General features: G+C 61.3%; 19 protein-coding genes. 11 read left to right on the forward strand and 8 right to left on the reverse strand.

Going from position 1 to position 23,920, the window contains the following annotated elements; all coding sequences use genetic code 11:
- A partial coding sequence (locus A6A03_RS11150; protein ID WP_156525327.1) for an AAA family ATPase occupies positions 1-222 on the reverse strand: 222 nt, incomplete at its 3' end.
- Between the two features lie 293 nt (positions 223-515).
- On the opposite strand from A6A03_RS11150, the gene recO reads away from it, so the two are divergent.
- The 4 genes from recO (at position 516) to A6A03_RS11175 (ending at position 6,276) form a co-directional block, all read left to right on the forward strand.
- Entirely contained in the window at positions 516-1,271 is a 756-nt protein-coding gene (recO, locus tag A6A03_RS11155; protein WP_066787967.1) for a DNA repair protein RecO, read from the forward strand.
- Between the two features lie 44 nt (positions 1,272-1,315).
- On the forward strand, positions 1,316-2,005 hold the full coding sequence (locus tag A6A03_RS11160; RefSeq protein ID WP_066787970.1) for a PH domain-containing protein: 690 nt from the start codon (positions 1,316-1,318) through the stop codon (positions 2,003-2,005).
- A 489-nt stretch (positions 2,006-2,494) separates the two neighbouring features.
- Positions 2,495-3,313 (forward strand): purine-nucleoside phosphorylase, encoded by an 819-nt coding sequence (locus A6A03_RS11170; protein WP_066787977.1) that lies wholly within the window; start codon positions 2,495-2,497, stop codon positions 3,311-3,313.
- Between the two features lie 170 nt (positions 3,314-3,483).
- Positions 3,484-6,276 carry a C1 family peptidase gene (locus tag A6A03_RS11175; RefSeq protein WP_066787980.1) on the forward strand — a complete coding sequence of 931 codons (2,793 nt, stop codon included), beginning with the start codon at positions 3,484-3,486 and terminating at the stop codon, positions 6,274-6,276.
- Here A6A03_RS11175 and A6A03_RS11180 read toward each other — a convergent pair.
- Positions 6,273-6,926: an HAD family hydrolase gene (locus tag A6A03_RS11180; RefSeq protein WP_066787983.1), complete on the reverse strand. Its 654-nt coding sequence runs from the start codon at positions 6,924-6,926 to the stop codon at positions 6,273-6,275. The two genes, A6A03_RS11175 and A6A03_RS11180, sit on opposite strands and share 4 nt — an antisense overlap.
- Positions 6,927-7,145: 219 nt before the next feature.
- Here A6A03_RS11180 and A6A03_RS11185 point away from each other — a divergent pair, with 219 nt between their 5' ends.
- The 3 genes from A6A03_RS11185 to A6A03_RS11195 all read left to right on the forward strand — a co-directional run bounded on the left by A6A03_RS11185 (position 7,146) and on the right by A6A03_RS11195 (position 10,209).
- A complete protein-coding gene (locus tag A6A03_RS11185) occupies positions 7,146-8,135 on the forward strand; it encodes an AAA family ATPase (RefSeq protein ID WP_066787986.1) in 990 nt (329 codons plus the stop codon).
- A gap of 11 nt (positions 8,136-8,146) precedes the next feature.
- Entirely contained in the window at positions 8,147-9,577 is a 1,431-nt protein-coding gene (locus tag A6A03_RS11190; RefSeq protein ID WP_066787989.1) for a VWA domain-containing protein, read from the forward strand.
- A 242-nt stretch (positions 9,578-9,819) separates the two neighbouring features.
- Complete coding sequence (locus A6A03_RS11195; RefSeq protein ID WP_066787992.1) at positions 9,820-10,209, forward strand: hypothetical protein; 390 nt, start codon at positions 9,820-9,822, stop codon at positions 10,207-10,209.
- Here the strand turns inward: A6A03_RS11195 and A6A03_RS11200 are convergent.
- From A6A03_RS11200 to A6A03_RS11220, 5 genes are all read right to left on the reverse strand, one after another.
- Positions 10,206-11,726 carry a double zinc ribbon and FHA domain-containing protein gene (locus A6A03_RS11200; RefSeq protein WP_066787995.1) on the reverse strand — a complete coding sequence of 507 codons (1,521 nt, stop codon included), beginning with the start codon at positions 11,724-11,726 and terminating at the stop codon, positions 10,206-10,208. The two genes, A6A03_RS11195 and A6A03_RS11200, sit on opposite strands and share 4 nt — an antisense overlap.
- A 122-nt stretch (positions 11,727-11,848) precedes the next feature.
- Positions 11,849-13,042: a vWA domain-containing protein gene (locus A6A03_RS11205; protein ID WP_066787998.1), complete on the reverse strand. Its 1,194-nt coding sequence runs from the start codon at positions 13,040-13,042 to the stop codon at positions 11,849-11,851.
- A gap of 54 nt (positions 13,043-13,096) precedes the next feature.
- Positions 13,097-14,392 (reverse strand): serine/threonine-protein kinase, encoded by a 1,296-nt coding sequence (locus A6A03_RS11210; RefSeq protein WP_066788001.1) that lies wholly within the window; start codon positions 14,390-14,392, stop codon positions 13,097-13,099.
- Complete coding sequence (locus A6A03_RS11215; RefSeq protein ID WP_066788004.1) at positions 14,389-16,113, reverse strand: PP2C family protein-serine/threonine phosphatase; 1,725 nt, start codon at positions 16,111-16,113, stop codon at positions 14,389-14,391. Before A6A03_RS11215 ends, A6A03_RS11210 begins: the two co-directional genes overlap by 4 nt.
- A 10-nt stretch (positions 16,114-16,123) precedes the next feature.
- Positions 16,124-17,383 carry a protein phosphatase 2C domain-containing protein gene (locus A6A03_RS11220; protein ID WP_066788009.1) on the reverse strand — a complete coding sequence of 420 codons (1,260 nt, stop codon included), beginning with the start codon at positions 17,381-17,383 and terminating at the stop codon, positions 16,124-16,126.
- Positions 17,384-17,626: 243 nt separating this feature from the next.
- Here A6A03_RS11220 and A6A03_RS11225 point away from each other — a divergent pair, with 243 nt between their 5' ends.
- The 3 genes from A6A03_RS11225 to A6A03_RS11235 all read left to right on the forward strand — a co-directional run bounded on the left by A6A03_RS11225 (position 17,627) and on the right by A6A03_RS11235 (position 22,297).
- Positions 17,627-20,218 carry an FHA domain-containing protein gene (locus tag A6A03_RS11225; protein WP_066788011.1) on the forward strand — a complete coding sequence of 864 codons (2,592 nt, stop codon included), beginning with the start codon at positions 17,627-17,629 and terminating at the stop codon, positions 20,216-20,218.
- 230 nt (positions 20,219-20,448) lie between these two features.
- A complete protein-coding gene (locus A6A03_RS11230; RefSeq protein WP_066788014.1) occupies positions 20,449-20,994 on the forward strand; it encodes a helix-turn-helix domain-containing protein in 546 nt (181 codons plus the stop codon).
- Positions 20,995-21,034: 40 nt separating this feature from the next.
- Positions 21,035-22,297, forward strand: coding sequence for an AI-2E family transporter (locus tag A6A03_RS11235; protein WP_066788017.1), 1,263 nt, complete (start codon positions 21,035-21,037; stop codon positions 22,295-22,297).
- 130 nt (positions 22,298-22,427) lie between these two features.
- Here A6A03_RS11235 and A6A03_RS11240 read toward each other — a convergent pair whose 3' ends face one another.
- A complete protein-coding gene (locus tag A6A03_RS11240; protein ID WP_066788019.1) occupies positions 22,428-22,994 on the reverse strand; it encodes an HD domain-containing protein in 567 nt (188 codons plus the stop codon).
- Positions 22,995-23,184: 190 nt separating this feature from the next.
- Between A6A03_RS11240 and A6A03_RS11245 the strand changes: the two genes are divergently transcribed.
- The gene (locus A6A03_RS11245; protein ID WP_066788083.1) at positions 23,185-23,904 is read left to right on the forward strand and encodes an SDR family oxidoreductase; all 720 of its coding nucleotides are present in this window, start codon (positions 23,185-23,187) and stop codon (positions 23,902-23,904) included.
- Positions 23,905-23,920 lie beyond the last annotated feature (16 nt).

Consider the following 23,920-nt stretch of genomic DNA (forward strand, 5'->3'; position numbering starts at 1 on the left):
AGGCGGGCGGCGGCCACCGCCGGCAAACAGCAGCTCGCTGGCCTGCTTGCAGCGCAACGCTGCCATACTCTGCTCGCCAAGCACCCAACGCACCGCGTCGGCCAAGTTCGATTTACCGCTGCCGTTCGGGCCGACAACAGCGGTAATCCCCGGTTGAAACTCGAAGACGGTGCGAGAAGCGAAGGTTTTGAAGCCTTGGATTTCGAGCCGTTTGAGATACATCTGGTCTCATCGTAACGACGGGAACGCAAGAGAGCGTTCCCTGTTTCCTCACTCGTGATGCGACTGCCAAGCGCACCGGCTCATCATTGTACCCCAGACCGGCGCAGCGGTAAAGCGAAAACCTGCTTGATCGGCCTCTTATGAGCGGCTATAATACAGCGTGCAAGTAAATTGCAATGGTCATGAACTGATCAACGACCAAGTGAGCGTAATTATCCGGCGGGCAATCAACCAATTCCCGCGCAAGGCGCATCGCCGGCCCAGCCCGACGGCGCGCAATGGCGACCAGATCCATGCGAGAGCGAGTCTATCGCAGCGAGGCGGTGATCCTTCGCCGTAGTGATGTGGCCGAAGCCGATCGCCTGCTACTCATTGCCACGCCAACCGGGAAGCGATGGGTCATCGCCAAAGGCGCGCGCAAGATGAAAAGCCGGCTTGCGGGCCATATCGAACTCTTCACCCACGCGCAGATGATGCTTGCCGTCGGGCGCAATCTTGATATTGTCACCCAGAGCCAGATCGTTAATGCCTTTCCGGTGCTGCGCACCGACTTGACGCGGCTGGGGTGCGGCTATTACGTCGCCGAATTGTACGACCGTCTCACCACCGAGGCGGAGGAGAATCCGCCGCTGTTCCAATTGTTAGTTGAGACGCTCGGATCGCTCGATCGTAGTCCGCTGCCTGAGCTTGCTCTGCGCAGTTTCGAGTTGCATTTACTGCACTTGCTTGGCTATCGCCCGCAACTCCACCGGTGCGTTGTGTGTGACGAACTCTTGACACCTGAAGCTGATCGCTATAGTCCGGCCCTCGGAGGCGTGCTCTGCCCGCGTGATCGAGCGGCTGACCCGGCTGCCTTGCCGATGAGCGAAGCGACGTTTCGCCTCTTGCGCTACCTTCAGTCCCAACCGGTCGCCGCCAGCGAAGAATTGCGCATCTCGGCAGCGACGCGCCGGGAAGCAGCCGAGCTACTGCGTGCCAGTTTGCGCCATCTACTTGAACGTGATCTCAAATCTGCCGATTTTCTCGATCGTCTACTTTCGTCTCGGTAGGATGGTATGACCACAACGTTGCCAACAACAGAGGAGGGCGGGCCATGAACTACGTCGAAAGCCTGCTCGGGCGGGGAGAACAGATTCTATACATTGCCCGCCAGCACATTTATGTGTTGATTGTGAACATTTTGGCCGAACTCACCTTAATTGCCGTCTTGGTTGCGGCTGGCGTCGCCTCAAATATGGCGTTTCGCAATAACCCAACGGCAATGATCGGCGGGATGAGTATCAGTAATCTGATCCTATTGATCTGTATTGTGATCAGTATCATCGTGCTGATCAGTGGGTTCATTGATTTTCTGCGCTGGAATTCTGAGCAGATCATCATTACTGACCGGCGGGTCTTGCAGGTGCGGGGTGTGTTTAACAAGCGCGTGATCGATTCATCGCTCGAAAAGATCAACGACATCGAGCTACGCCAGAGCCTTTTGGGGCGCATCTTCAATTTTGGCACGATCGAAATCCTAACCGCATCAGGCAGCGAAGGCGCCAATGTAATGGATCGCATTGAAGCGCCGGTTGAATTCAAGCGGATGCTGCTCGAAGCCAAGCATAACCTCGATCGCGGCTATGGCTACCTTGATACCGATGGGTACGCTCCCGGTCGCCAAGCCGGCGGGGCGATCGATATCCAGCGCACACTGGAAGAACTGGCCCGCCTCCGCGATCGCGGCATTCTTTCTCCCGAAGAGTTTGAGGCCAAGAAGCGCGATTTGTTGAGCCGGATCTAGGCGGTTGCCAAGCTGTCATTGCGAGGGGGCGAGGTTCCGTGCTGGTGGGGGATGGCGTCGCTGCGGCCCGCCTGTCATTGCTTCGGTCGGGCGGCACCCAGCCGAGCGGGGTGCCGCCCGACCGAAGCAATCTCCCGCTTCAGCGAAAGTAACCACTGAGGGGGATTATCCCGCGCTCGCGGGGGATTGCTTCGCCGCCTGTGGCGGCTCGCAATGACAGAAGGGGAGCGGCGGGAATGCCTGAGCGGATGCAGATTTGTCATTGCGAGGGGGCGCAGCCCCCGAAGCAATCTCCCGCTTCGGCGAAAGTAACCACTGAGAGGGATTATCCCGCGCTCGCGGGGGATTGCTTCGCCGCGCGGGGCCAGAGCATCGCTCTGGCCCTACGGGCGGCTCGCAATAACAGGAGGGGAATGGCGGTGTGCGATGGCAATCAGCCCAAGAAACCGTTATAATCCTTAATACACTGAACAACCAAACAGGTGTCGCATGTACAACGACATTGAACAGGCCCGTGCTGCGATTGCGCCGCGCCTGCGCCACATCCCGCGGGTTGGCTTGATCCTTGGTTCCGGTCTGAGTGCGCTGGCCGATGAAATGGATGATGCAGTCGTCATTCCCTACCGCGACATTCCCGGTTTCCACGAGCCGAAGGTGGTGGGCCATCGCGGCGAGCTGGCGGTTGGCGTGTTGGCTGGGCAGCCAGTGGCGGTGATGCGTGGACGCTTTCACTTCTACGAAGGTTACAGCATGCAAGAGGTGACCTTCCCGGTGCGGGTGTTGCGCGCGCTCGGCTGCGATACGTTGATCGTCACCAATGCCGCCGGCGGTTTGCGTCCCGATTGGCAGGTCGGCGATATTATGCGGATTAGCGACCAAATCTTTTTGCCGGGAATGGCCGGCCACCATCCGCTGCGTGGGCCGAATGACGAGCGGCTAGGGCCGCGGTTTCCGGCGATGGTGGGGGCGTTTGATAATGAACTGGTACCGCTGGCCCGCGCCGTTGCCGCCGATCTCAATATCACGCTGCGCGAAGGGGTCTATTGCATGCTGAGCGGCCCCCACTTCGAGAGCGCCGCTGAGATTCGGATGGTGCGGATGTTGGGGGCTGACGCGGTGGGGATGTCTACCGCGCCAGAGATTATCGTCGCCATTCACGGCGGGATGCGGGTGCTTGGCTTTTCGCTGATTACCAACCTTGCCTTGCCGGATGGCCCGCCGGCTAATCACGTCGAGGTGATCGAGGCCGGTGAGGCGGCCAAGCCGCGGTTTGCGGCGTTGTTGCGCGGCATCTTGGCGCGTATGTGAATGGGGGAAGACGCAGAGGGGGCAGAGTCACAGAGGATGATAAACGCAAAGATCGCAAAAGTTTTAGGGAATAGGACAAGCACGCTTGGGTTCAACATATAAAACCCTTTGCGGTCTTAGCGTTCTTCGCGTCTTTGCGTTAACGTCTTTCGCGTTCCATGGAGGTTGTTATGCGTACCTTGACCCCGCTGACCGAAGTGGCCGCGATCGATGAAGCGACCCGCGCCGCGTTGGCCGCCTATTGGATTACCAGCGTCGAAGAGTTGGTGGCGACGGCGCGGTCGAGCAATACTGGCTTGGGCAGCGGCCTCACGGCGCTAGCGCAGGTGCTGGGTCGCAGCGAAGACGAGGTGCGGGCCATGGTGATGGCGGCGCTCGATGTCGTGCCTGATGCCAGCTCGTTTAGCGTTGATGTGGCGATGGAACCGGTCGGCACCGGCGCGATCTTCGATGATCTGCCTGAGGTTGATGCCGCTGCCTTCAGCCCGCCGGTCGGTCTGCCGGGAGAAGTGCCGCCATTGGCGACCCTGCCGCCGCCGGTCAGTCAAGGGCCGCGCAATACCTGCGTCGCGTTTACCATCGCTGCTATGGTGCAGACGCTGAGCAACGATCCTACCGATCTCTCCGAGCAGTTTATCTACTGGATCAGCAAGGATCGTGACCGTATCCCCGGTGATGTCGGCACCAACCCGCTGGTGGCGCTGCGCGCAGTCGCCGAACTGGGGGTGTGCCGCGAAGAGACGTGGCCGTACCGGCCTGAACCGGTTGATCATACCAATCCCGGCCACGAACGGCCCAGCGAGGTTGCCTTCCGCGAGGCTAAGCAGCGCCGGATCACCGGCGTCGAGCAGTTGCCGGCCCGCGATGTCAACCAGATCAAGGCGGCGCTGGCTGCCGGCAAGCCGGTGCTGATCGGGTTGATGATCGGCGAGCATTGGACGAGCAGCGGCCAAATTCGCCGCATCGGGCGGGTGCGCCGCGCCTTGCCCGGCGAGCAGAAGTTGGGTGGGCATGCGATGTGCGCCCTCGGCTACCGCGATGATCCGGCTGCTCCCGGCGGCGGCTATTTCATTGTGCGCAATTCGTGGGGCAGCGATTGGGCGAACGAGAACCCGGACGGTGCTGGCTATTGTTACGTGCCGTACCAGTTGATCTATGACGAAGGGTTAGCGGCATTGGTCGCCACTGGGGTGATCATCGAGCGGCCAGAGGTAGCAACACCGGCATTAGGCGCTGCGCCAAGCAATACCTTAGCCGCTATCCTCGCCGAAGCGCAGGAACTCCGCGCCCGCCTCGACGCGCTGATCGAGCGGATCGGCGCGTTAGCCGCCGGCCAGCCGCAACCATCGGCGCCGGTTGGCGCAGCGCCGGCAGCACCGGAACCAACCCCGCCGGTGGTCGCCGGCTACAGCGGCCCGCTCATCTTGATTGCGAACGAACAGAGCGCCGGCGAACTCTACCCCAACGGGATTGATGGCCGGCGTGGCGAGCCGTTGTTGCGGATTGACGCCAAAACCGCCAGCGATCTCGCTCAGCGCAGCGAAGATCCAAAAGAGTTGCAGACCTTGCATAAGACACGCACCGAGGCCGAAGAGAAACACTTCGGCGTGGTTGCCGATGTCGATCAAGAGGATTTGGCCCAAGCGCGCTGGGCACTGGTGGTCAGCGCCACCGATGACGCGCGGATTATCGAGGCGCTGTGGCCGCTCATTGAGCACCGCTCCCAACAACAGGGCATCGCGCTGCCATCGATTGCCTTCCGTCCCGGCGAGACCTGCGCCGAGTGGGCCAGTCGCTACGCTGACATTCGCCAGCCGTGGGAGCAGCGCGCGCCGGTGCTGGTGTGCCGTCCCAACGAGCGGGTCAATGGTTGGTTGGCCCGCCACGGCACGATGGCCGGCCCGGTCAAACCGAGCCAAGGTGTGCCGTTCTACCTGCTGATCGCGGCTCGGCCCGGCCCGCTGGCGCCGAACGATCAAGCCTTCATCAGCTTTAACTTTCAGTACGAACTCGATATCTTCTGGGGGGTGGGAAGAGTTTGCTTTACCGATGAACGCGGCCAGCACCGCTATGCCGATTACGCCGCCTATGCCCAACGGCTGGTGGATTACGAGCGGCGTAAGGCCGGCGAGATTCGCCTGCGCCGCGAGATTGTCTATTTCGGCACCCGCCACGATCTCGATAAATCGACTGAGCGCAGCGCAGCCGAGCTGGTGACGCCGCTAGCCGAGTGGCACGATCGCGGTCTGCCGCAGCGGCAGGGGTATAGCAAACGGCTGTTGCTGGCCAACGATGCCACCCGTAGCAACTTCGAGCAGGCGCTGCGCGAGGGCAACCAACCGCCGGCCATCCTCTTCAGCGCCACCCATGGCCTCGGTCTGCCAGCCAACGACCGCGAACTGATCCCTTACCAAGGTGCATTGGTGACGCAAGACTGGACTGGCTTCGGCGGGATTAAACGCGAGCACTGGTTTGCTGCCGAAGACCTGCCCAGCACCCTCTCGCTCGAAGGGATGGTGGTGCTGTTGTTTGCCTGCTACGGCGCCGGTTGCCCGCAGCAAGACGAATTTATCTTCGATCCCAACAAAGGCCGCCCGCTGATCGCCCCCTTCACCTTCGTCGCCCAACTGCCGCAGCAGATGCTGCTGCGCGGCGCGCTCGGCGTGGTCGGCCACGTCGAACGGGCGTGGACGTATGGCTTCAGTATGGATGGCGCGCGCGGCCAGACTCAGAGCTTTGAAGATGTGATCGGGCGGTTAGTGGCGGGCAAGCGGCTCGGCAGCGCGACCGATCAGTTCAACATCATTCAGGCTGCCCGTTCGCTGACGCTGGCCGAAGAGTTAGAGAACATCAAATTCGGCAAGCAACCCGAACCGCGCGAGTTGTCCACGCTCTGGATGGCGCGCAACGATGCTCGCAATTACATGCTGCTCGGCGACCCGGCGGCAAGGTTGGCGCTTTAACTCACCAATTCCCGCAATTCCGCCACCGAACGGGCGAGCGCCAGCGGCGCGGCCAGATAGAGGTCGTGGTAGTCACCGTAGCCGTAGGTGACGGCGATGCACGGCATCCGGTGCGCCCGCGCGCCGGCGATGTCGTAGGTGGTGTCGCCGACCATCACGGCCCATGCCCGGTCAGCGCCGAGCCGGGGCAGCAGGGTGGCGATGACCATCGCCTTGTTGCCGTTGCGGTCGTCAGGGTCAACAGCGGCGATAGCCTCGAAGTAGGCTTGCAAGCCGAAGTGGGCTAAGATCCGCTCGGTGGGTGGGCGAATCTTCGAGGTGGCGACAAACAGCCGCACTCCAGCCGCGTGCAGGTCGCGCAAGAGCTCAGGGATGCCGGGAAAGACCGTGTTCTCGAACATCCCAATTTCCCAGTAGCGTTGCCGGTAGTGGGCAACCGCCTGATCGGCCAGCGCCGGATCGCCGAGCAGTTGCTCGAATGAAGCGTGCAGCGGCGGCCCGATCCAGCCGCGCAGTTCGTCATCGGGCAGCGGCGGGTGGCCGATCTGCGCCAGCGCGTAGTTGACGCTGCGGGCAATGCCGGTGAAAGGGTCGGTCAGCGTGCCGTCAAGGTCGAATAAGATGGCGTGAAATGGTTGTTGTCTGCTCATGCAGCTAGTATACCGCAAGAGCGATGGCCGGTTTGCGCCGAGAAACGGTGTTATAATAAATATATCCGGCGTTTGGTCATCATCGCGAGGGAAGCGAGTGCTGCGGGCAAGCGGGGCGGTGCAAGGCAAGCATACGGCACGGAACGCCTCTCTCGTTGCGCTGGCTATATCAATGATTGTGACCTTCGCGTCTTTACTCATCACAGAAAGGCCCCCGGCATGTTTCATTCAATGGCCGATGTGCGCGAAATGTTGGGGCGACAAAACTATATCGCCTCTGATGAGATCAGCACTGCCATCTTCCTTGCTGAACGGTTAGGCAAGCCGTTGCTGGCCGAAGGCCCCGCCGGCGTCGGCAAGACCGAGCTGGCCAAAGCGTGGGCCGCGGCGCAGGGCCGCGAGCTAATCCGCCTCCAGTGCTACGAAGGTCTCGATGAGACGAAGGCCTTGTATGAATGGGAGTACGCGAAGCAGTTGCTCTATACCCAACTGCTGCGCGAGAAGTTGTCAGAGATGCTCGGTGATGCGCAGAGCTTGCGCGAAGCCGCTGACCGGCTCGCTGCCCAAGAGGATGTCTTCTTTTCTGAGCGTTTCTTGCTGCCGCGCCCGTTGTTGCGCGCGATCACGAGCGATAAGCCGGTGGTGCTGCTGATCGATGAGATCGATCGGGCTGATGCCGAGTTTGAAGCCTTCCTGCTTGAAGTGCTGAGCGATTTTCAAGTCTCGGTGCCGGAATTGGGCACCTTGAAGGCTAAGCACATCCCGACCGTCATCCTCACCTCGAACAATACCCGCGAGCTGAGCGAGGCGCTCAAGCGCCGTTGCCTCTACATTCACATCGATTATCCCGACCTCGAAGCTGAGCTGCGGGTGGTGCAGTTGAAGGTGCCCGGCCTCGCTCCCAAGCTGGCCCGCGAAGCAGTGGCGCTGGTGCAGCGCCTGCGCGCGCTCGATCTCAAGAAGCATCCCAGCGTCTCCGAGACGCTCGATTGGGCGCGGGCATTGGTCGAATTGAATGCTCGCCAGCTCGATAAGGCGACGCTTGATACCACGCTGAACGTGCTGCTCAAGTACGAGAGCGATTTGCAGCGGGCGCGCCGGCTGTTGCAGCAAGGCGACCGGCCCGACCGGCCCGACCGTCCAGATCGCCCCGACCGGCCTGACCGTCCGCGCGGCGGTTATCGCGGTGGCGATTGGAGCAATAACTAGCGGAGCAAGTCATGGATCGACGGATTACCGAGTTTATTGCCGGGTTGCGCGCGGCTGGCGTTCGCATCAGCGTAGCTGAGTCGGCTGATGCGTTGCGGGCGATTGAGCAGGCCGGCATTAGCGATCGCAATATCTTCCGGCTGGCGTTGCAGGCAGCCTTGATTAAAGAGCGGCAGGATCAGGCGATCTTTAACGACCTCTTCCCGCTCTACTTTGGCAAAGACGCGCCGCCGGCGATGCAGCAACCCGGCGGTGGCCAGCTCTCACCCGAAGAGCAGCAGCAGCTCTTGCGCCAGTTGCAGCAACTGCTCGCCCAATTCCCGCCGAGCCCGCTAGGCCAGCTCTTTCAGAGCATGATCAGCGGCCAGCCGCTCAGCAATCAGCAAATCCGCGCCATGCTGGCCAACGTCTCGCCGCCGCACCTCACCAACCCGCGCTACCGCGATTGGATGGCGCGACAGGCGATGCGTGAATTGCAGATGAACCGGTTGCAGCAGATGCTGCGCCAATTGCTTGAGCAACTGCGTGAGCAGGGTATGCGCGAAGAGGCGCTGCGCGCGATCGAGCAGGCGGCGCGCGCGAATCTTGAGGCGCTTGAGCAACAGATCGGCCAGCAAGTGGCCCAGCAGATGCAAGAACAGGCGCAGGGGCAAGGGCCGCGCCAAGGTCAAGGCCGGCCCAGTGAGCGCGAGCTGCTCGACATGCCGCTGGAGCGGATCGATGAGAGCCTGTTGCCGGAGACGCGCACACTGGTGCGTAAATTGGCCGCGCGCCTGCGCACCCGGCTAGCGCTGCGCCAGCGCCGCGGCAAGACCGGCACTCTTGACGCCAAAGCAACCATCCGTACCAACCAGCGTTTTGGCGGCGTACCCATGCTTGTGCGCCACCGCAAGCGCCATCTCAAACCGAAGCTGGTCATCTTGTGCGACCGCAGTGTCAGTACCCAGCAGGCGATGTCGTGCATGCTGCTGATGATCTATGCCCTGCACGATCAGGTCAGCCGCACCCGCTCGTTCGCCTTCATCGACCGGCTCTACGATATGTCGCACTATTTCGCTGAATCACGTCCTGAACAGGCGATTGCGCAGGTGCTGGCCGAGATCCGGCCTACCCGCAGCTACAGCACCGATTTGGGCAATGCGTTGGGGGAATTTTGCCGTGACCAACTGCATCTGGTCGACCGGCGCACCACGGTGATCGTGCTCGGCGATGGCCGCAACAACGAGAATGATCCCAATCTGCCAGCCTTCGAGCAGATTCGCCGCCGCGCCCGCCGCATCGTTTGGTTTGCGACGGAAGAGCGGGCAAAGTGGGGGGTCTACGATCCCGGTTCGCTCAGTAGCGATATTTACAAGTATGCGCCGATGTGCGATGCGATGCACGAGGTGACGACGCTGCGCCAATTGGCGACGGCGATCGACCGGTTGTTTCTGCATCCGTAGAGGTTCATGGGCCGCGTGCCAACCTTGCTGGCGCGGCGCAGGGTAAGCGTTATGATGGAGTGCGGCAGCTTGGCTGCCGCACGCTTCATGAGAGCGTTGAACACCGGCGACTTTTGTGCCGGCGCCAGATTGAGCGGTACGCTAGTTTGCGGTATCATTGCCGAGCACCCTCTTGTCCGGTACGGGTTCATAGCGTACAGCAGTTCGTCTGCCGCACGCTCCATAACAAGGAATGATACGCAATGCGGGTTGTGATACGGGAAGTGTTGAACGTCGGCGGCTTTTTTGCCGGCGAGACGGTGACGTTGGCGGCGCAGCGATGGCCAGACGGCGGCCCCGAGCAGACGGTGACAATTGACGATGCGGCGCTCACGAATGTGATTGCGCGCCACCTGCTAGCGCCGGGGATGATCCTTGAGTTGCAGTTTGCCGGCGATCGAGTCGAGCAGGCGACCCTGCTCGGTGCGCCGGATTATGCCGCTCTGCGCGCGGCGTGGCGGCAACCGCCGATTCGGCCCACGCCAACGCCGCGCGTGCTGAGTTTCCGCTGTCCGGCCTGCAAGGTGTGGGTGGCGGCAACCGGTGATCCGCCAGTGTGCGCGGTTTGCGGCGCCGCTGCCCCCCAGAGTTAACCGATCCGGAACGTTGCCACTAATCGCCCAAATTGCAATTTTGTACCATCGCTAATCGGGGTCGGCGTTTGCGGTTCGATCCGCGTGCCGTTCACCCGCGTGTGGTTGGTGCTGTTGAGATCAACAATGCTCCACTGGTTGCCGGCATGCACGATTTTGGCATGCTGGCGACTCACGCCACCCGACTCGCCGCCATAGGGCGTCAAGTCAATTTCAGGAAAGATGTTGCTCACCGGGTCTTCGCGGCCAATCACGTACTCGTGTTTGCCCGGCTCAAGGATAATCTCGCTGCCATCGGCCAGTTCCAACCGGGCTGCCGCTGGCGGCGGGGTTGGGATGGGGGTGGCAATTGGGGTCGGGGCTGCCGGATGAGCGACTACCGGCTCTACCGGCGCAGCCGGCGCTGTTGCCGGCGCCGGCGGGCTGCCGATTAGAGCAGCTAATTCCGCTTCAGTCTTGGCCAGTTCGGCCCGTGCCGCATCGAGACCAGCGGTGATAAACGCTGGCGCACTGCCAGCGGGGTAGCGGGCAGCCATCTGCTCGTATTGGGCAATGGTGTCGCGATGCGCCGCTAACAACGCCTCGAGCCGGGCAACTTCGGCTGGATCGGGGCCGGCAGGGAGCGCCGCCAATTCTGCTTCGGTCTTGGCCAGTTCGGCCCGCGCCGCATCAAGACCGGCAGTGATGAACGCCGGTACGCTGCCGGCGGGGTAACGGGCAGCCATCTGCTCGTACTGGGCGACGGTATCCCGGTGGGCGGCCAGCAACGCCTCCAGCCGGGCGCGCTCGGCTGCCAGATCGAGCGGTGCAACCGCTGGAGCGGCTGGTGCCGCCGGTGGTGTGGGTGGTTCGGCCACTGGCGGCGGTGGCGGCGCGGGTGGTTCGGCCACTGGCGGCGGTGGCGGCGCGGGTGGTTCGGCTACCGGCGGCGGTGGCGGCGCGGGTGGTTCGGCTACCGGCGGCGGTGGCGGCGCGATCATGGTTGGCCCTTCCGCCGGGATGGTTGGCGCAGGAGCTGCCGCTGCGCTGGCCGGTGGCGTAGGGGTGGCAACAGGCTCTGCTACCGGCGGCGGGGCGATGACGGTGGGCGCATCGGCAGCGGGTGGCGGGGCGATGACGGTGGGCGCATCGGCAGCGGGTGGCGGGGCAAACAACCTGCTCAGGTCGGCGCCGCAATTGTCGCAGAACCGTTCGCCGGGTAACACCGGATCACCGCAATCAGGGCAGAAGAGTTGCGGCGCGCTCGGCGGCGCGAGCAGCGTTGCCTGATCGGGTGTCGCGGGTGGCGCAACCGGCGTTGCTAGCAAGTCAGCGCCGCAATTGTCGCAGAACCGTTCACCGGGGAGCACCGTCGTACCGCACACTGGGCAGGATGGCGCAAGCGCGGTGGGTTGATCAGGCGAAACGGCTGTGGGCGCGGGAGCAGTTGGCGCTGCGCCGGTTAAGCGGGTGCCGCACTGATCGCAGAAGCGGTTGGTCGGCTCATTCTGCGCTCCACAGGAAGGACAGATGATCATAGTCGTTCCTCACCTTGGCAAGCAATCGCTCCCGAATGGCGATTGCACGATTCCATCGCAACGTTGGCTTACTCATCTTCCAGCCGCTGCGTCAGCCGCCGGGTCGCGTAGCGGAGCTCTTTCTACGCTGCGGCGCTTAGTGGTTGGCCCTGTTCGAGCGCTGCCGCTTGTTGGTTGGTCTTTTCGGCTAGCTCCAGTTCCCCCAAATCGAGCAAGCGGGTGGCGGCAGCGCGTAATTTCTGGGTTGCGCCGGCGACGTTGCCGCTGGCCGCTTCACTCAACGCGCGCGTTTGCAGCTTAAATGCCGTTACGCGCTCGACCAGATTCATCACGGTAGGATCATAACTCTCTGGCCCGGCCTGATCGGCCACCTCAAGCAGTACATCTTGTTTGATGACCATTTCAGTTGTTTGATCCACCGGCGTTAGGTGCAACTCGGCCTGCGCCAGCCGGAACCGGCCACTGGCCCGCGGCGGCAGTATAAGATCGAGCAACACCGCTGCCGGTTGGCCGCCCGCCAGATCACCCAACCGCACTGCCACCGCGGTGTCGCCAATCGGTTGGTACCCCAGATTGGCAATCACCGGTTTGACCCGATAGACTGCGCGTGGCGTGACATCGCGGACGAAGCGCAGCAGCAGGCGAGCATCGGTGGCTACCGTCGCTTGCGCCGCTTCCACTGCTTGTTGGAAGAAGGTCGTGATCTGTTCCGGCTCGGCAATGTAATCCGAGTGACCATCGCTGGCTGCGGCAATATCATCGAGCAACTGTTCGTTCCACTCGGCCCCTAGTCCCAGCGCTGTAATCCGCACGCCGGCCTTGCCCAGTTCTTGAGCCAAATCGCGGCAGAGCGGTTCGTCACCCCACGTCTGGCCATCGGTGAGCAGCACCATGCGACTAATGCGATCGGGGCCGAGATGCTTTTGCAGCTCGGTATGGCCGGCCTGCATCCCTAGCGACATCGCCGTGCCGCCGGCTTCGCTGATGGTGTCAACCGCAGCCAGCAACGCCGCCTTATCGCCAACCGGCGCGGCCGGCACCAGCGTTTGTACCGTATCGTCGAAGATCACGATAGCCGCGACATCGTGTGGACGGAGCAGTTCGATCACCCGGCGAGTGGCAGCTTTCATGCTGGCGAGTTTAGCACCCTGCATCGAGCCTGAGCGGTCGAGCACAAAACAGAGATTGAGCGGCATTGCCGTCGCCGGTGAAGCTGGCGCCAACGCCTCAACCAGCAGATAGCCGGCTTGCGGCGTCGCGCTAGCTGGGATTGGCGCGCGGCCCCACTGGCAAGAGAGCGTGATTTGCAAAGACATACTCACTATCCTTATATAACATCGAACCGTAGTGCTAGCACCTTATAAGCCTATCTACGCAATGACAAACCCCAACACGCAGCAAAGCAAGTACGCGCCAGCGCTGGCGGCGAACCCAATCGCAGCATCACGGCGGCCATGCAGCGTTTGGGCTGTATTGGGGCTGACAAGCGCGATCAGACTCAAAATGCCGCTAATCAAAGCAAAGAGTGCGGCGCCTATCGCAATCAACACGCCCAAACCGGCCAAGATATCCTCGCCGTCTGTGGCCGGATCGAGGCCTGCCATTCCAATTGCAATCACCATCAGCACCGCGCTGATGATCCCAATCCAAAGGCCGGCAGTCGCCATACCGGTACTCGCCATCCTCACCGCTGGAGTGGCGGCCATTGCTTCGACGCGCGCCGCTTGCGCCACTGGGGGCGGGCTAGCTTGCCGGTTCACTAAATTGCTGCTGCCGAACAGCGCCTGTTGCAACTCGATCACGCTGGCGAAGCGCTTGGCGGGGTCATTGTCAGTGGCGCGGGCAATGGCCGCCGCAATGTACGGCGGAACCGAGGGATTGAGTTGGTTGACCGGCGGCAGCCGGAACGGGGTGGTGCTTGGATCATGGCCGGTCAGCAGATGGTGGATCAGCACACCAAGACTGTAAATATCCGAACGCGGATCGGTCTGGCCGCGACCGTACTGTTCGGGGGCGCTGTAACCGGGGGTGCCAAAAGCTTGGGTGTCGCGTTCTTTGCCCGGTTTGAACAAGCGCGCGATCCCGAAGTCAACCAACTTGATCGTGCCGTCAGGTGTAATCATCACGTTGGTCGGTTTGAGATCGCGAAAGATGATCGGCGGCTGTTGCGCGTGCAGGTAAGCGAGTACCTCGCAAATTTGCGCCGTCCAGCGCAAGACTTCGTGCAGGGGCCGGGGCAAACCGACGCGATTGGCATAATCGCGCAAGTTCTCGCCGGGCACAAACTCCATGACTAAATAGTGGCGGCCATTCTCTTCAAAGTGGTCGGTCACGCGCGGCAAGTAGGGATGGTTGAGTTTCGCCAGTAATTCGGCCTCTTGCCGGAAGGCCTCTTGGGCTTGTTGGCGCTCAAGCGGTGACGTGATCGACACGTCGCTCATCTCCTTCACCGCCCATTGAGCCGTGGTGAGCCGGCGATCGGTTGCCAGATAGACCGATCCCATGCCGCCGGCACCTAACCGGCGCCGTAATTCATACCGGCCCTGCAACACCTGCAACGGCGGCGTTGCGCTCGCTGGCTGGCCGCTGCTGCGAATGCGCGCGCCGCATTCAGGGCAGAACAGTACCTCATTGTGGATCGTTGCGCCGCATTGTGGACAGTTCATAGCGTCATTCTCACCAGAATCACCGCGATATTGTCCTCGCCGCCTGCCCGATTAGCCGCTGCCACCAGCGCGGCGCTGGCCCGTTGCGGATCGGGTTCTTCGGTCAAAATCCGTTCCATCTCCGGATCGCGCGTCATCTCCCATTGGCCGTCGGAACAGAGCAAAAGCGCATCACCGGGGAGCAATCGCAGACTAAAGAGATCAACGTCCGGCTCAGCCCGATCGCCGAGTGAACGGAGCACCGCATTGCGTTGCGGGTGGGTGTAGATGTCCTCTTCGCGCAGATGGCCAAGCTCCACCAGCCGCATCACCAACGAATGGTCTTTGCTAATCCGGCGCAGCTTGCCATCGCGAAACAGATACGTGCGGCTATCGCCAACATTCGCAATCACGGCCCGATCGCCTACGACTAACGCCATCGTCAGCGTCGATCCCATATCGTTCGCTTGGGCGCGGCTCTCGCGATGGATCGCCTCGTTCGCGGCTAACACCGCTTGCCGCACCAGTTCACGCATTTCAGCCTCGTGGTACAGACGCGCTCCGGCGATCATTTGTTGCAGGTAGTTGTCGATGATCACGCGCGCCGCGGCGCGTATTGCCATCCCGCTGGCGACTTCGCCGGCGGCATGGCCGCCCATACCATCGGCGACAATATACACGCCGCAACTCTGGCGTTGGCCATTGTTTTCGATGCAAAGGGTCAGCTTAAACAGACTATCTTCGTTGTGATCGCGCACGCGCCCGACATCGGTATACGAACCGGCGAGTTGGAAGAGGGGAACGGGATGGGTGCGTTCATCGCGCAGGGCGCTCAAACGGGCCGCGACCGCAGCAGCATCGTGCAGCTCGCCGGTGCGGATTTGGCGTAATACAACCCCCAAGCCATCCGGCATCTGGTCAGCATCCGCCGCCGTCTCTTCACTCAACCGTTGGGTCGTGCGCGGGATGGCGGTCAGCCGTTCCAGCACTTCCGCCAACGCCAACAAGTCAGCCTGAAACGTGGCGTCGCGCTCGGCATCATTCACTAACCGTAGCTGGTTGGCCTGCCGCAAGCAGACCTTGGCCGGCCCGCTCAAGCCGAGATCATCGATCGTCAACGAGCCGAGGGCGATACCGGAGCCGTGCAGATTCACGAGCAATTGGGCGAGCGAGGCACCAATCGTCAGTGCCGTGGTCTCATCGAGCGGCGGCGTCAATGGGGCCAATTCCGTCTCGGCGAGCACCGTCAGTTGCATGCCATTCAGATCGCACTGTTCAACAATGTCGGGCAAGATGGCGCGGGCCAGCGGGTCGGCCAGCCGGTCGATTAAGGCCGGGCCAGACGGCGCATCGCGTTGCGAGAGGAAAGCGGGGTAGACACGCGCTTCCAGCGCAGCGCCACAATCAATGCAGTACGACTCGTTGGCGTCGTTGGCGGTTGAGCCACATGCCCAACAGCGTTGCCACGGCGCCAGATCGCGTACTTCGAGCGGGCCAACCGGCCATGGTTCGGTGAGAGGATAGACCGGGGCAAACCGGTTGGCAAACAGTGGCAAGTTGGTCTCCATCGTCTCCTCCTCGCCGGCGTACAGTGACTCCGGCGGTGCAATCGCTTGGGTGAGCATCTCGCTCAGCAACCCCTCGCCGGCTGGCAATGGCTGGCGTCCCGGCAATGGTTGGCCGCAGACAGCGCAGCAACGAGCTTGCGCGCGATTTTCCGCCCCACATATAGAACAACGCATAACCCTTCGCCTAAGTTGCAGATCGGTTGGTAAAGCGAGCGATCGCGACCGAGATATTATCGTGGCCGCCGCGCTGGTTGGCGAGTTCGATCAATGCTGTAGCGGCCCGATCTGGCGGCTGGCTGACGGCCAAGCGGGCCAGCTCATCATCGCTGACGTGATTGTACAACCCATCAGAGCAGAGCAGCAAAATATCGCCGGGAGCCAGTGGCTGGGCGCGCGTATCGGCTGCCAAGGGCTGGTCGGCGCCGAGTGAGCGGTAGAGGATGTGGCGTTGCGGGTGCGTACGCGCTGCCGCCGGACTGAGTTGGCCAATATCAACCAAGCGCGCCACGATCGTATGGTCGGTGGTGAGTTGTTGCCACGCTGGCGATTCACCGGCGCTGCCCGGCGTGATCAGGTAGGCCCGGCTATCGCCGACATGGGCCAGATACGCCCGCCGGCCAACGGCGAGCGCAACCGTCAACGTTGTGCCCATCCCGGCCCGCTGTTGATCCGCGCGCGCCACCGCTGCGACCTGTTCGTGGGCAGCCTGCGCCGCTGCCTGCAACAGCGCCAGCCAACCATCATCATGATCGGGCAACGCTTTATTCAATGCCTGCTGCAAGCTGGTTTTGACCGTCTCAGCGGCGATCTGCGAAGCAATTTCGCCGGCAGCCGCGCCACCCATGCCGTCGGCTACCAACAACAACGCACCAAGCGGTTCATCGCCGCGGCTAAACGCCCCCGCATAGACCGTATCTTCGTTAACCGTGCGCACCTGCCCGATGTGGCTACGCACGGCGATTTGGGCTTGCAGCGGCGGCGGCGGGACGCTAGCCCGCCGTGACGGTTGCAGCGCCGCGCCGCACGAGACGCAAAACCGCGCTTGGGCACGGTTGCCGCGCCCGCAGAGCGGGCAGGCGAGCGGGTAGCGGCGCTGCGCAGGCAGGCGCGTGGTAATCTGCACGGTCTCGCGCCCTTGCGCGATCTGTTGGGCAAGGCTGGCGAGAATTTGTGACAATTCATGCAGGGCATACGCGGCCTGCTCGCGCGCCACCCCGGTGGAACTCTCGTAGCGCCGCCGCCAGAAAGCAACTCCCGCTTCCACAATCGCTAACAAATCGTGTAAGCTGATGGTGTCGGCGGTCAGGGCTAATTGACGCTCGCCGGTTACAATCACTCGTTCGGGGAACGGATCCAGCGGTGCGCCGCAGTGCGGGCAAACCTGCTGGGCTTTCCCGGTTGCCTTACCGCAAACTCTGCATCGCCCAATATCTTGTGTTGCCACCGCTGATCCTTGCCGCTGCCGAGATGCGTTACGCTCACTGCGTGATATGACGTTCAGGAAAAGGGACGGGATGCGCTTGGGTTCAGGTCACGAGGCCAGTCTTGCAACTTGCCCGAACCGCCAAAAGCGCGTTTTGTCGCGGATAGCCGCAACCGTTGGAGTGCATCTAGTTGCAAATCGTGCTAATCTGTGCTATCACAAGATCGGTTAGAACGCCTCGCATTATAGCATAGGAGCCATCCTGTGGCGATTGCTAAGCCGCCGCTGTGCCCATTTTGCCAAGCCCCGCTGGCCCGCGCCGATGCTCGCTTTTGCCCATCGTGCGGACGCTCGTTGCCCGCACCGGCGGTCAATGCCCCGGCGACGCTTATCGCTGCCGGTGGCGCTGTGTTGCATGTTAGCGAACCGGGTGTCGAGCGTGATGTTGTCTTGGGTGCGCAACCGGTGACGCTTGGGCGCGCGCCTGATAACGATCTGGTCTTGCAGTCGCGCTTTGTCAGCGGTCGCCATGCCCGCATCGAGCCGGTGGGCCAAGGCCACCGGATTATTGATGTGGGCAGCCGCAACGGTCTGCTCTTTGCCGGCCAGCGTATCACCGAGCGCGTGTTGGCCGATGGCGATGTGATCCGGATCGGTGATCCGGCGACCGGCAATTTTGTCTCGTTGACCTACCGCAATGCGGCGCTGGCGACGGCGGAGGCGCTGCGCGCGGCTCCGACCAAGTTTCCGCTCGACCCCACCGATCCGGCGATCACCATTGGCCGGGTAGGCTGCGACATCATTCTCGATAATCCACAAGTGTCACGCTTTCATGCCCAGCTTGATCGCACTCCCGGCGGCGTGGTTCTGCGCGATATGGGCAGCACCAACGGCACGTTTGTCAATGGCCAGCGGGTGACCGCGCCGGTGGCGCTCAAGGCGGGCGATGTGATCCAGATCGGCGCTTTTAAGCTGGTCTATAACGTGACCAGCCTTGATCGCTACGACCAGCAAGGGGCGCTCCGGATTGATGCGCGCAATTTGTCGCGGGTGGTGACGCGCAACGGCGTGCAGCGGGTCATTCTCAACGATGTCTCGCTCTCGATTGCGCCGCGCGAGTTTGTCGCGATTGTCGGCGGTTCCGGCACCGGCAAAAGCACCCTGATGAAAGCGCTCTGCGGTTATGCTCCCGCCGAACAGGGGCAAGTGCTGGTCAATGGCGACGATTTTTACCGCAATTTCGCGGCCTATCAGGCCGTGTTAGGCTATGTGCCGCAAGACGATATCCTCCATCGGGTGTTGCCGGTGCAGCGGGCCTTGGAATATGCAGCGCGGCTGCGCTTGCCGGCTGATACCGCTGAGAGCGAGGTGAAGGCGCGGATCGAGCGCGTGCTCGACGATGTGGAAATGGCGCCGCACCGTGACAAGCCGATTGAGGCGCTGTCGGGCGGCCAGCGTAAGCGGGTGAGCATTGGCGCGGAGCTGCTCGCTGACCCTAGTCTTTTCTTCCTTGATGAGCCAACCAGTGGCCTCGATCCCGGTCTCGAAAAGAAGATGATGTATACCCTGCGCCGGTTAGCCGACAGTGGACGCACGGTGGTGCTGGTGACGCACGCTACCGCCAACATCACCCAGTGCGACCACGTGATTTTTATGGCCGGCAGCGGGCGGATGGTCTTCTTTGGCCCGCCGGCTGAGGCGCTGCGCTTCTTTCAGATTGCCAGCGGCGATTTTGCTGACATCTACACCAAGATCGAGGGAGTGGCCGCTGCCGATCATCCGGTAGTGCAACAAGATCTGCGGGCCGAATACGAGGCGTGGCGTGCGGCGTATCCGGCAGCGCAGACGCCGCCGAGTCTAGCGGAATTGTGGGAAATCCGCTATCGCCAGTCGCCGTTGTACCAGCAATATGTCGCTAACCGGCTGGCGACAACGCCGAGCGGGCCGCTGGTGCAGAGCAATGCTGCTGCGCAACCGCCGCAGCGCGTATCAGCGTGGCGGCAGTTTGTCTTGCTCACCCGGCGTTATTTTGACCTGATGCTGCAAGATCGGCGGAATCTGCTGATCTTGTTGCTGCAAGCGCCTATCATTGCTGTGCTCCTGCTGTTGGTGGCGCGCAGTGATGCGCTGACCGGTGTGCAGGCCCAAGACCTCATCCAGCGCGGTGAAGCCAAGAAGCTGCTCTTTATGCTGGCGACGGTGAGTGTCTGGTTTGGGATCATTAACGCCGCCCGCGAGATTACCAAAGAGCAGGCTGTGTACCGGCGCGAACGGTTGGTGAATCTGCGCATCGGCCCGTACCTCCTCTCGAAAGTGACGGTGTTGAGCGCGCTGGTTTTGGTGCAGACGATTGTCTTGCTCGGCATCGTGTTGCTGAAAGTGGTGTTGCCGGGTGAGACCGGCATTCTGTTGCCGCCGCTGATCGAAACGTTTCTCACGTTGGTCTTGTCTTCCAGCGCAGGCATGGCGCTGGGGTTGGCGATTAGTGCGGCTTCGGCGACGCCTGATCGGGCGATTAGTCTGGTGCCATTTGCGCTGATTCCCCAGATTTTGTTTGCCGGCCTCATCTTTACGATCGAAGGGCTGGCGACCCCGCTTTCGTGGTTGACAATTAGCCGCTGGGCGATGGATGCGCTCGGCGCGAGCCTTGACCTCAACCGGCTGTGCAATTTGCCAAATACCGATGATCAGGGTAGTATTCCGTCCGGCTGTACGCCGGCCTTTCTCGAAACGGAAGCCGCGTTTAGCCATGATCCAGTGCATCTCGTGGGGCGCTGGCTGGCCTTGATCGGGTATGCAGTCATCTGTTTGGCGATTGCGGCATGGGTGCTGCGCCGCCGTGATCGGATGGTATAATCACCTACCGCATGAACTAATACGTCATTTACATTAATGAAACCTGTGCAATTTTTGCGTCTCACGCTTTAATATCGGCTAAACCTCTGCTATTACTCCTGTGCAACACCTTGACGTAGGGCTATCGCTGGCGTATAATCACAATTGACAAAGTGAAACTGTTGAGATGACGGCAACCGCAGAGCGCGCCGGTGATGCGCGCTTGCTTTTGTATTATTTCGAGATAGCGTATGTCACTCGGACAAAAGATCGGGCGATTGCGTCAGGAGCGTGGCCTGACGCTGCAAGAGGTGTCTGAAGGATCGGGATTGACGCCATCGTTCCTCAGCCGCCTCGAGCGTGATAAAGTCAATATTTCGGTGGCTAATCTGCGCAAATTGGCGCAGTTTTTCAGCGTGCAGATGACCCATTTCTTTGAGGGTGAAGATAATCAGCAAGTTGGCCAAGTTGTGCGGCCTGCCGATCGGGTGCGCTTGTCGCTTGATGATGCGCCGGTGCAAGTCTTTTCGTTGCTGCCGCCCAATAGCGATCTTGATGCACGCTTGATCGAGGCCTATCCCGGCAGTAGCCAGCAGGGGTTCTCATCGCGGGGCAGCCAAATGGTATATGTGCTGGCCGGCAATGTAAGGTATACTTTAGGTGAAGAGCAATATGACCTCGCTGCCGGCGATACGCTCTTCTTCCGCGATGATACGGCCTATAGCTGGACAAATACCGGCAATTCGATCGCAACTATGTTGACTGTCAGTACGTTGAATCCACGTGATGAACGCTGATGGTCGATCGATGTCAAGCCGGTAGTGTCGTAGAGGTTGCATGAGCTTCTTCACCCCTGAACGGATCCGTCGCGGTGCGCGCTGGCTGCTAGTCGCAGTTTCGCTCTATCTCGTCGGTTGGCTCGTGAGCCATGCCGGTTCGTCGATCACGCCGTTTATTTTTGGCGGCGTGCTCGCGTATCTGTTTTTGCCGTTAGTGAACTTCTTTGAGCGGTGGGTGCCGCGCTGGCTGGCCATTCTGGCGGTCTATGTGCTTACCTTTGGCGCTATTGTCGCCGCGATTGCGTTTGTGGTGCCGCCGCTGATTGCCCAGATCGCCGAATTGATCCGCGCGCTGCCGGATATTGCGACGATCCAGCGCGAAGCTAACCGGCTGATCGATGAGTACGAACAGTTGCTGGCAAGCCTGCCGCCGCCAGTGCAAGCGGAGGTGCAGAACGCGATTACCTCGGCGGCAGCCGAAGGTCTGAGCACGCTACGGGCTAATTTTGTGGGTTACTTGCAAGGAATTGGCCAGTTTTTGATCAATAGCGTGCTCTCGGTCGTCAATACCGTGACCTTCCTGCTTGGCTTCTTCCTCGTCCCGTTTTGGCTCTTCTATGTCTTGATGGATACCCGTGCCGGGCGCGAGTACTTCAACAACATGATCCACCCCCGCTTGCGGGCTGATGTGTGGGCGATGCTCTCGATCATCGATCACGACCTCAGCGGCTATCTGCGCGGCCAGTTGATCCTTGGCACCTCGGTCGGTCTCGCCTCGTGGATTGGGCTCACGGCGCTCAATATGGCGGGAATGAAGATTCCGTACACGGTGTTGCTGGCGGTCGTTGCCGGTATCACCGAGCTTGTGCCGGTGATCGGCCCGATTATCGGCGCGATCCCGGCGATCTTACTGGGGTTGGCTGATTCGCCGACCACTGCGCTAGCGGTGACGATCCTCTACATCGCGATCCAGCAGCTCGAAAACCATATTCTGGTGCCGCGCATCATCGGCGAGAGCGTCGGCGTGCATCCGGCTATCCTGATGGTGGTGTTGGTGGTGTGTTCGCAGGTCTTTGGCCTGCTAGGAGCGATTCTCTCGGCTCCGCTCAGCGCGATGGCGCGCGATCTATTCTTGTATCTGTATGGCCGCTTCAGTGATCCGCCGAGCCCGGCTGGTGTGCTGCCGGCGCGTTTGCGTCCAGTGGCAGCGTTGGCTGAAGCAGGAGCCAAGCCTGCTCCGTCTGAGGATCAACCGGCCCAAGATACGCCTCGTGCGCCTCCGGCTGATGAGGCGCCTGTCGAGCGGTCGAGCAGCGATTGATGCCCGTACCGTCTCTTACGCTCTGCCTGCGGTTGGTGCAGGTGTTGCTTTGGTATTGGTGAAGTATGAACGAGCGACAGGCAATAGCGCCTGTCGCTCGTTGTATGAGCCGGTTTGGAGCGGGGCAATCCTAGTGGGCCTGCGGCGTTTGGCCGCTCAAGCGCCAACGCGACAAGCTCGTGCGCCCAAGCCGGCGCCAGAGCGAGCTGATCAGCCGGCGGCGCCGGCGGCGAGCATAACGGGCGGCGTAGAAGGGGTCGCTCTGGCAAAGCTGCCGGCGCACGCGCAGGCTGTGCCCTGATACGAGACCGCCAACGAATGCACCTAGATCGGCGAGCGATGCCAGCTTGTCGGCTACCGCCAATACCCAGCCTTCCCGCGTGGTTGGGCGCGGCCCGAAGGGATACATATGGCTAATAATTGCCGCCGAAACCTCTGCTGGCTCGCCGAGTTCGGCGGCCACTCGTGCGGCAATTGCGCCGTGCGTGGTGAGCGTGCCATACCGTGAGTCGAGATCATGGAGAAGGGCTGCGCGCACGCACGTCACCTGATCAGCGCCAAAAAAAGGCGCTAGGTAATATGAAAAGTGAACCGAGCGTAGCAGATGATCGTGCTTGGGAACACTGTGGTGCATGTGGTGGCGTGTCTCAACAACCCGTGGGTGGTGTAGTAGATCGGCGATCGTCTCCCAGTACATTGCGCCCCTTCTCCTGATGTCGTCATACCTGTTATGTTATACCACTTCTTGCCCGCCAACGCAATGGTAGCGCAACGATTCTACCACGGCATTACCATCCGGCTCTGCTGAAAAGGTCTATATTTCAGATATTCCTCAGGTATAATACCCATGGAGCCGTTGTGATGTGGTGATGATCGGAGAAGACGCTATGAAATTGAAAGGGCGCGTTGTCATCGTTACCGGCGCTTCGAGTGGGGTAGGTTACGCGGCTGCTCGTCTTTTTGCGCGCGAAGGCGCAACCGTGATTGTCGCTGCCCGGCGGCGTGATCGGCTCGAACATCTGGTTAGTATGATTACAACCGAAGGCTACAACGCCTTCGCCATTCCTACCGACATCACTGTGCCAGCGCAGGTGCAGTATCTGGTTGATTCGACCGTGCAGATGTTAGGCCGGATCGATATCGTCCTCAATTGCGCAGGCAATGTCGAGAAGATCGCTCCGCTTGAGCAGTTTACCGATGCCGAATGGCAGGCGGTAATGGATGTTAACCTCAATGGTGTCTTCTACCTGATGCGAGCTGTGGCGCCGTATATGAAGCGCCAGCGCAGCGGGACGATCGTGAATCTTGGTTCACGAGTCGGCAAAATCGGGGTCGCGAATATCGCGCCTTTCTGTGCGGCGAAGTTCGCGCTGTCAGGATTATCGCAGGCGTTGGCCCAAGAGTTGCGCCCGTACAATGTCTTCGTCACCACCGTCTTCTCCGGGATGATCGACGCCGATATCGCCCCGCTCAACCCGGCTGAAGAACTACGCAAGCGCTTGATGACGGTCGATGATGTGGCGCAGGCGCTGCTATGGGTCTGCACCTTGCCGCCCAGCCTGCGGGTTGATGAATTGCCCATTATGCCGCGCACCGTCGATCTGTAATTGCGCTGGGAGCTGC

This window comes from Chloroflexus islandicus (genome assembly GCF_001650695.1).
GTDB lineage: Bacteria > Chloroflexota > Chloroflexia > Chloroflexales > Chloroflexaceae > Chloroflexus > Chloroflexus islandicus.

Bases quoted from the DNA above. Each gene is read 5' to 3' on its own strand.
- A6A03_RS11245 (WP_066788083.1), top strand. From the start codon at position 23,185: ATGAAATTGAAAGGGCGCGTTGTCATCGTTACCGGCGCTTCGAGTGGG.
- recO (WP_066787967.1), top strand. From the start codon at position 516: ATGCGAGAGCGAGTCTATCGCAGCGAGGCGGTGATCCTTCGCCGTAGT.
- A6A03_RS11230 (WP_066788014.1), top strand. From the start codon at position 20,449: ATGTCACTCGGACAAAAGATCGGGCGATTGCGTCAGGAGCGTGGCCTG.
- A6A03_RS11240 (WP_066788019.1), bottom strand. From the start codon at position 22,994: ATGTACTGGGAGACGATCGCCGATCTACTACACCACCCACGGGTTGTT.
- A6A03_RS11160 (WP_066787970.1), top strand. From the start codon at position 1,316: ATGAACTACGTCGAAAGCCTGCTCGGGCGGGGAGAACAGATTCTATAC.
- A6A03_RS11170 (WP_066787977.1), top strand. From the start codon at position 2,495: ATGTACAACGACATTGAACAGGCCCGTGCTGCGATTGCGCCGCGCCTG.
- A6A03_RS11180 (WP_066787983.1), bottom strand. From the start codon at position 6,926: ATGAGCAGACAACAACCATTTCACGCCATCTTATTCGACCTTGACGGC.
- A6A03_RS11185 (WP_066787986.1), top strand. From the start codon at position 7,146: ATGTTTCATTCAATGGCCGATGTGCGCGAAATGTTGGGGCGACAAAAC.
- A6A03_RS11175 (WP_066787980.1), top strand. From the start codon at position 3,484: ATGCGTACCTTGACCCCGCTGACCGAAGTGGCCGCGATCGATGAAGCG.
- A6A03_RS11235 (WP_066788017.1), top strand. From the start codon at position 21,035: ATGAGCTTCTTCACCCCTGAACGGATCCGTCGCGGTGCGCGCTGGCTG.
- A6A03_RS11210 (WP_066788001.1), bottom strand. From the start codon at position 14,392: ATGAACTGTCCACAATGCGGCGCAACGATCCACAATGAGGTACTGTTC.
- A6A03_RS11215 (WP_066788004.1), bottom strand. From the start codon at position 16,113: ATGCGTTGTTCTATATGTGGGGCGGAAAATCGCGCGCAAGCTCGTTGC.
- A6A03_RS11195 (WP_066787992.1), top strand. From the start codon at position 9,820: ATGCGGGTTGTGATACGGGAAGTGTTGAACGTCGGCGGCTTTTTTGCC.
- A6A03_RS11200 (WP_066787995.1), bottom strand. From the start codon at position 11,726: ATGATCATCTGTCCTTCCTGTGGAGCGCAGAATGAGCCGACCAACCGC.
- A6A03_RS11190 (WP_066787989.1), top strand. From the start codon at position 8,147: ATGGATCGACGGATTACCGAGTTTATTGCCGGGTTGCGCGCGGCTGGC.
- A6A03_RS11205 (WP_066787998.1), bottom strand. From the start codon at position 13,042: ATGTCTTTGCAAATCACGCTCTCTTGCCAGTGGGGCCGCGCGCCAATC.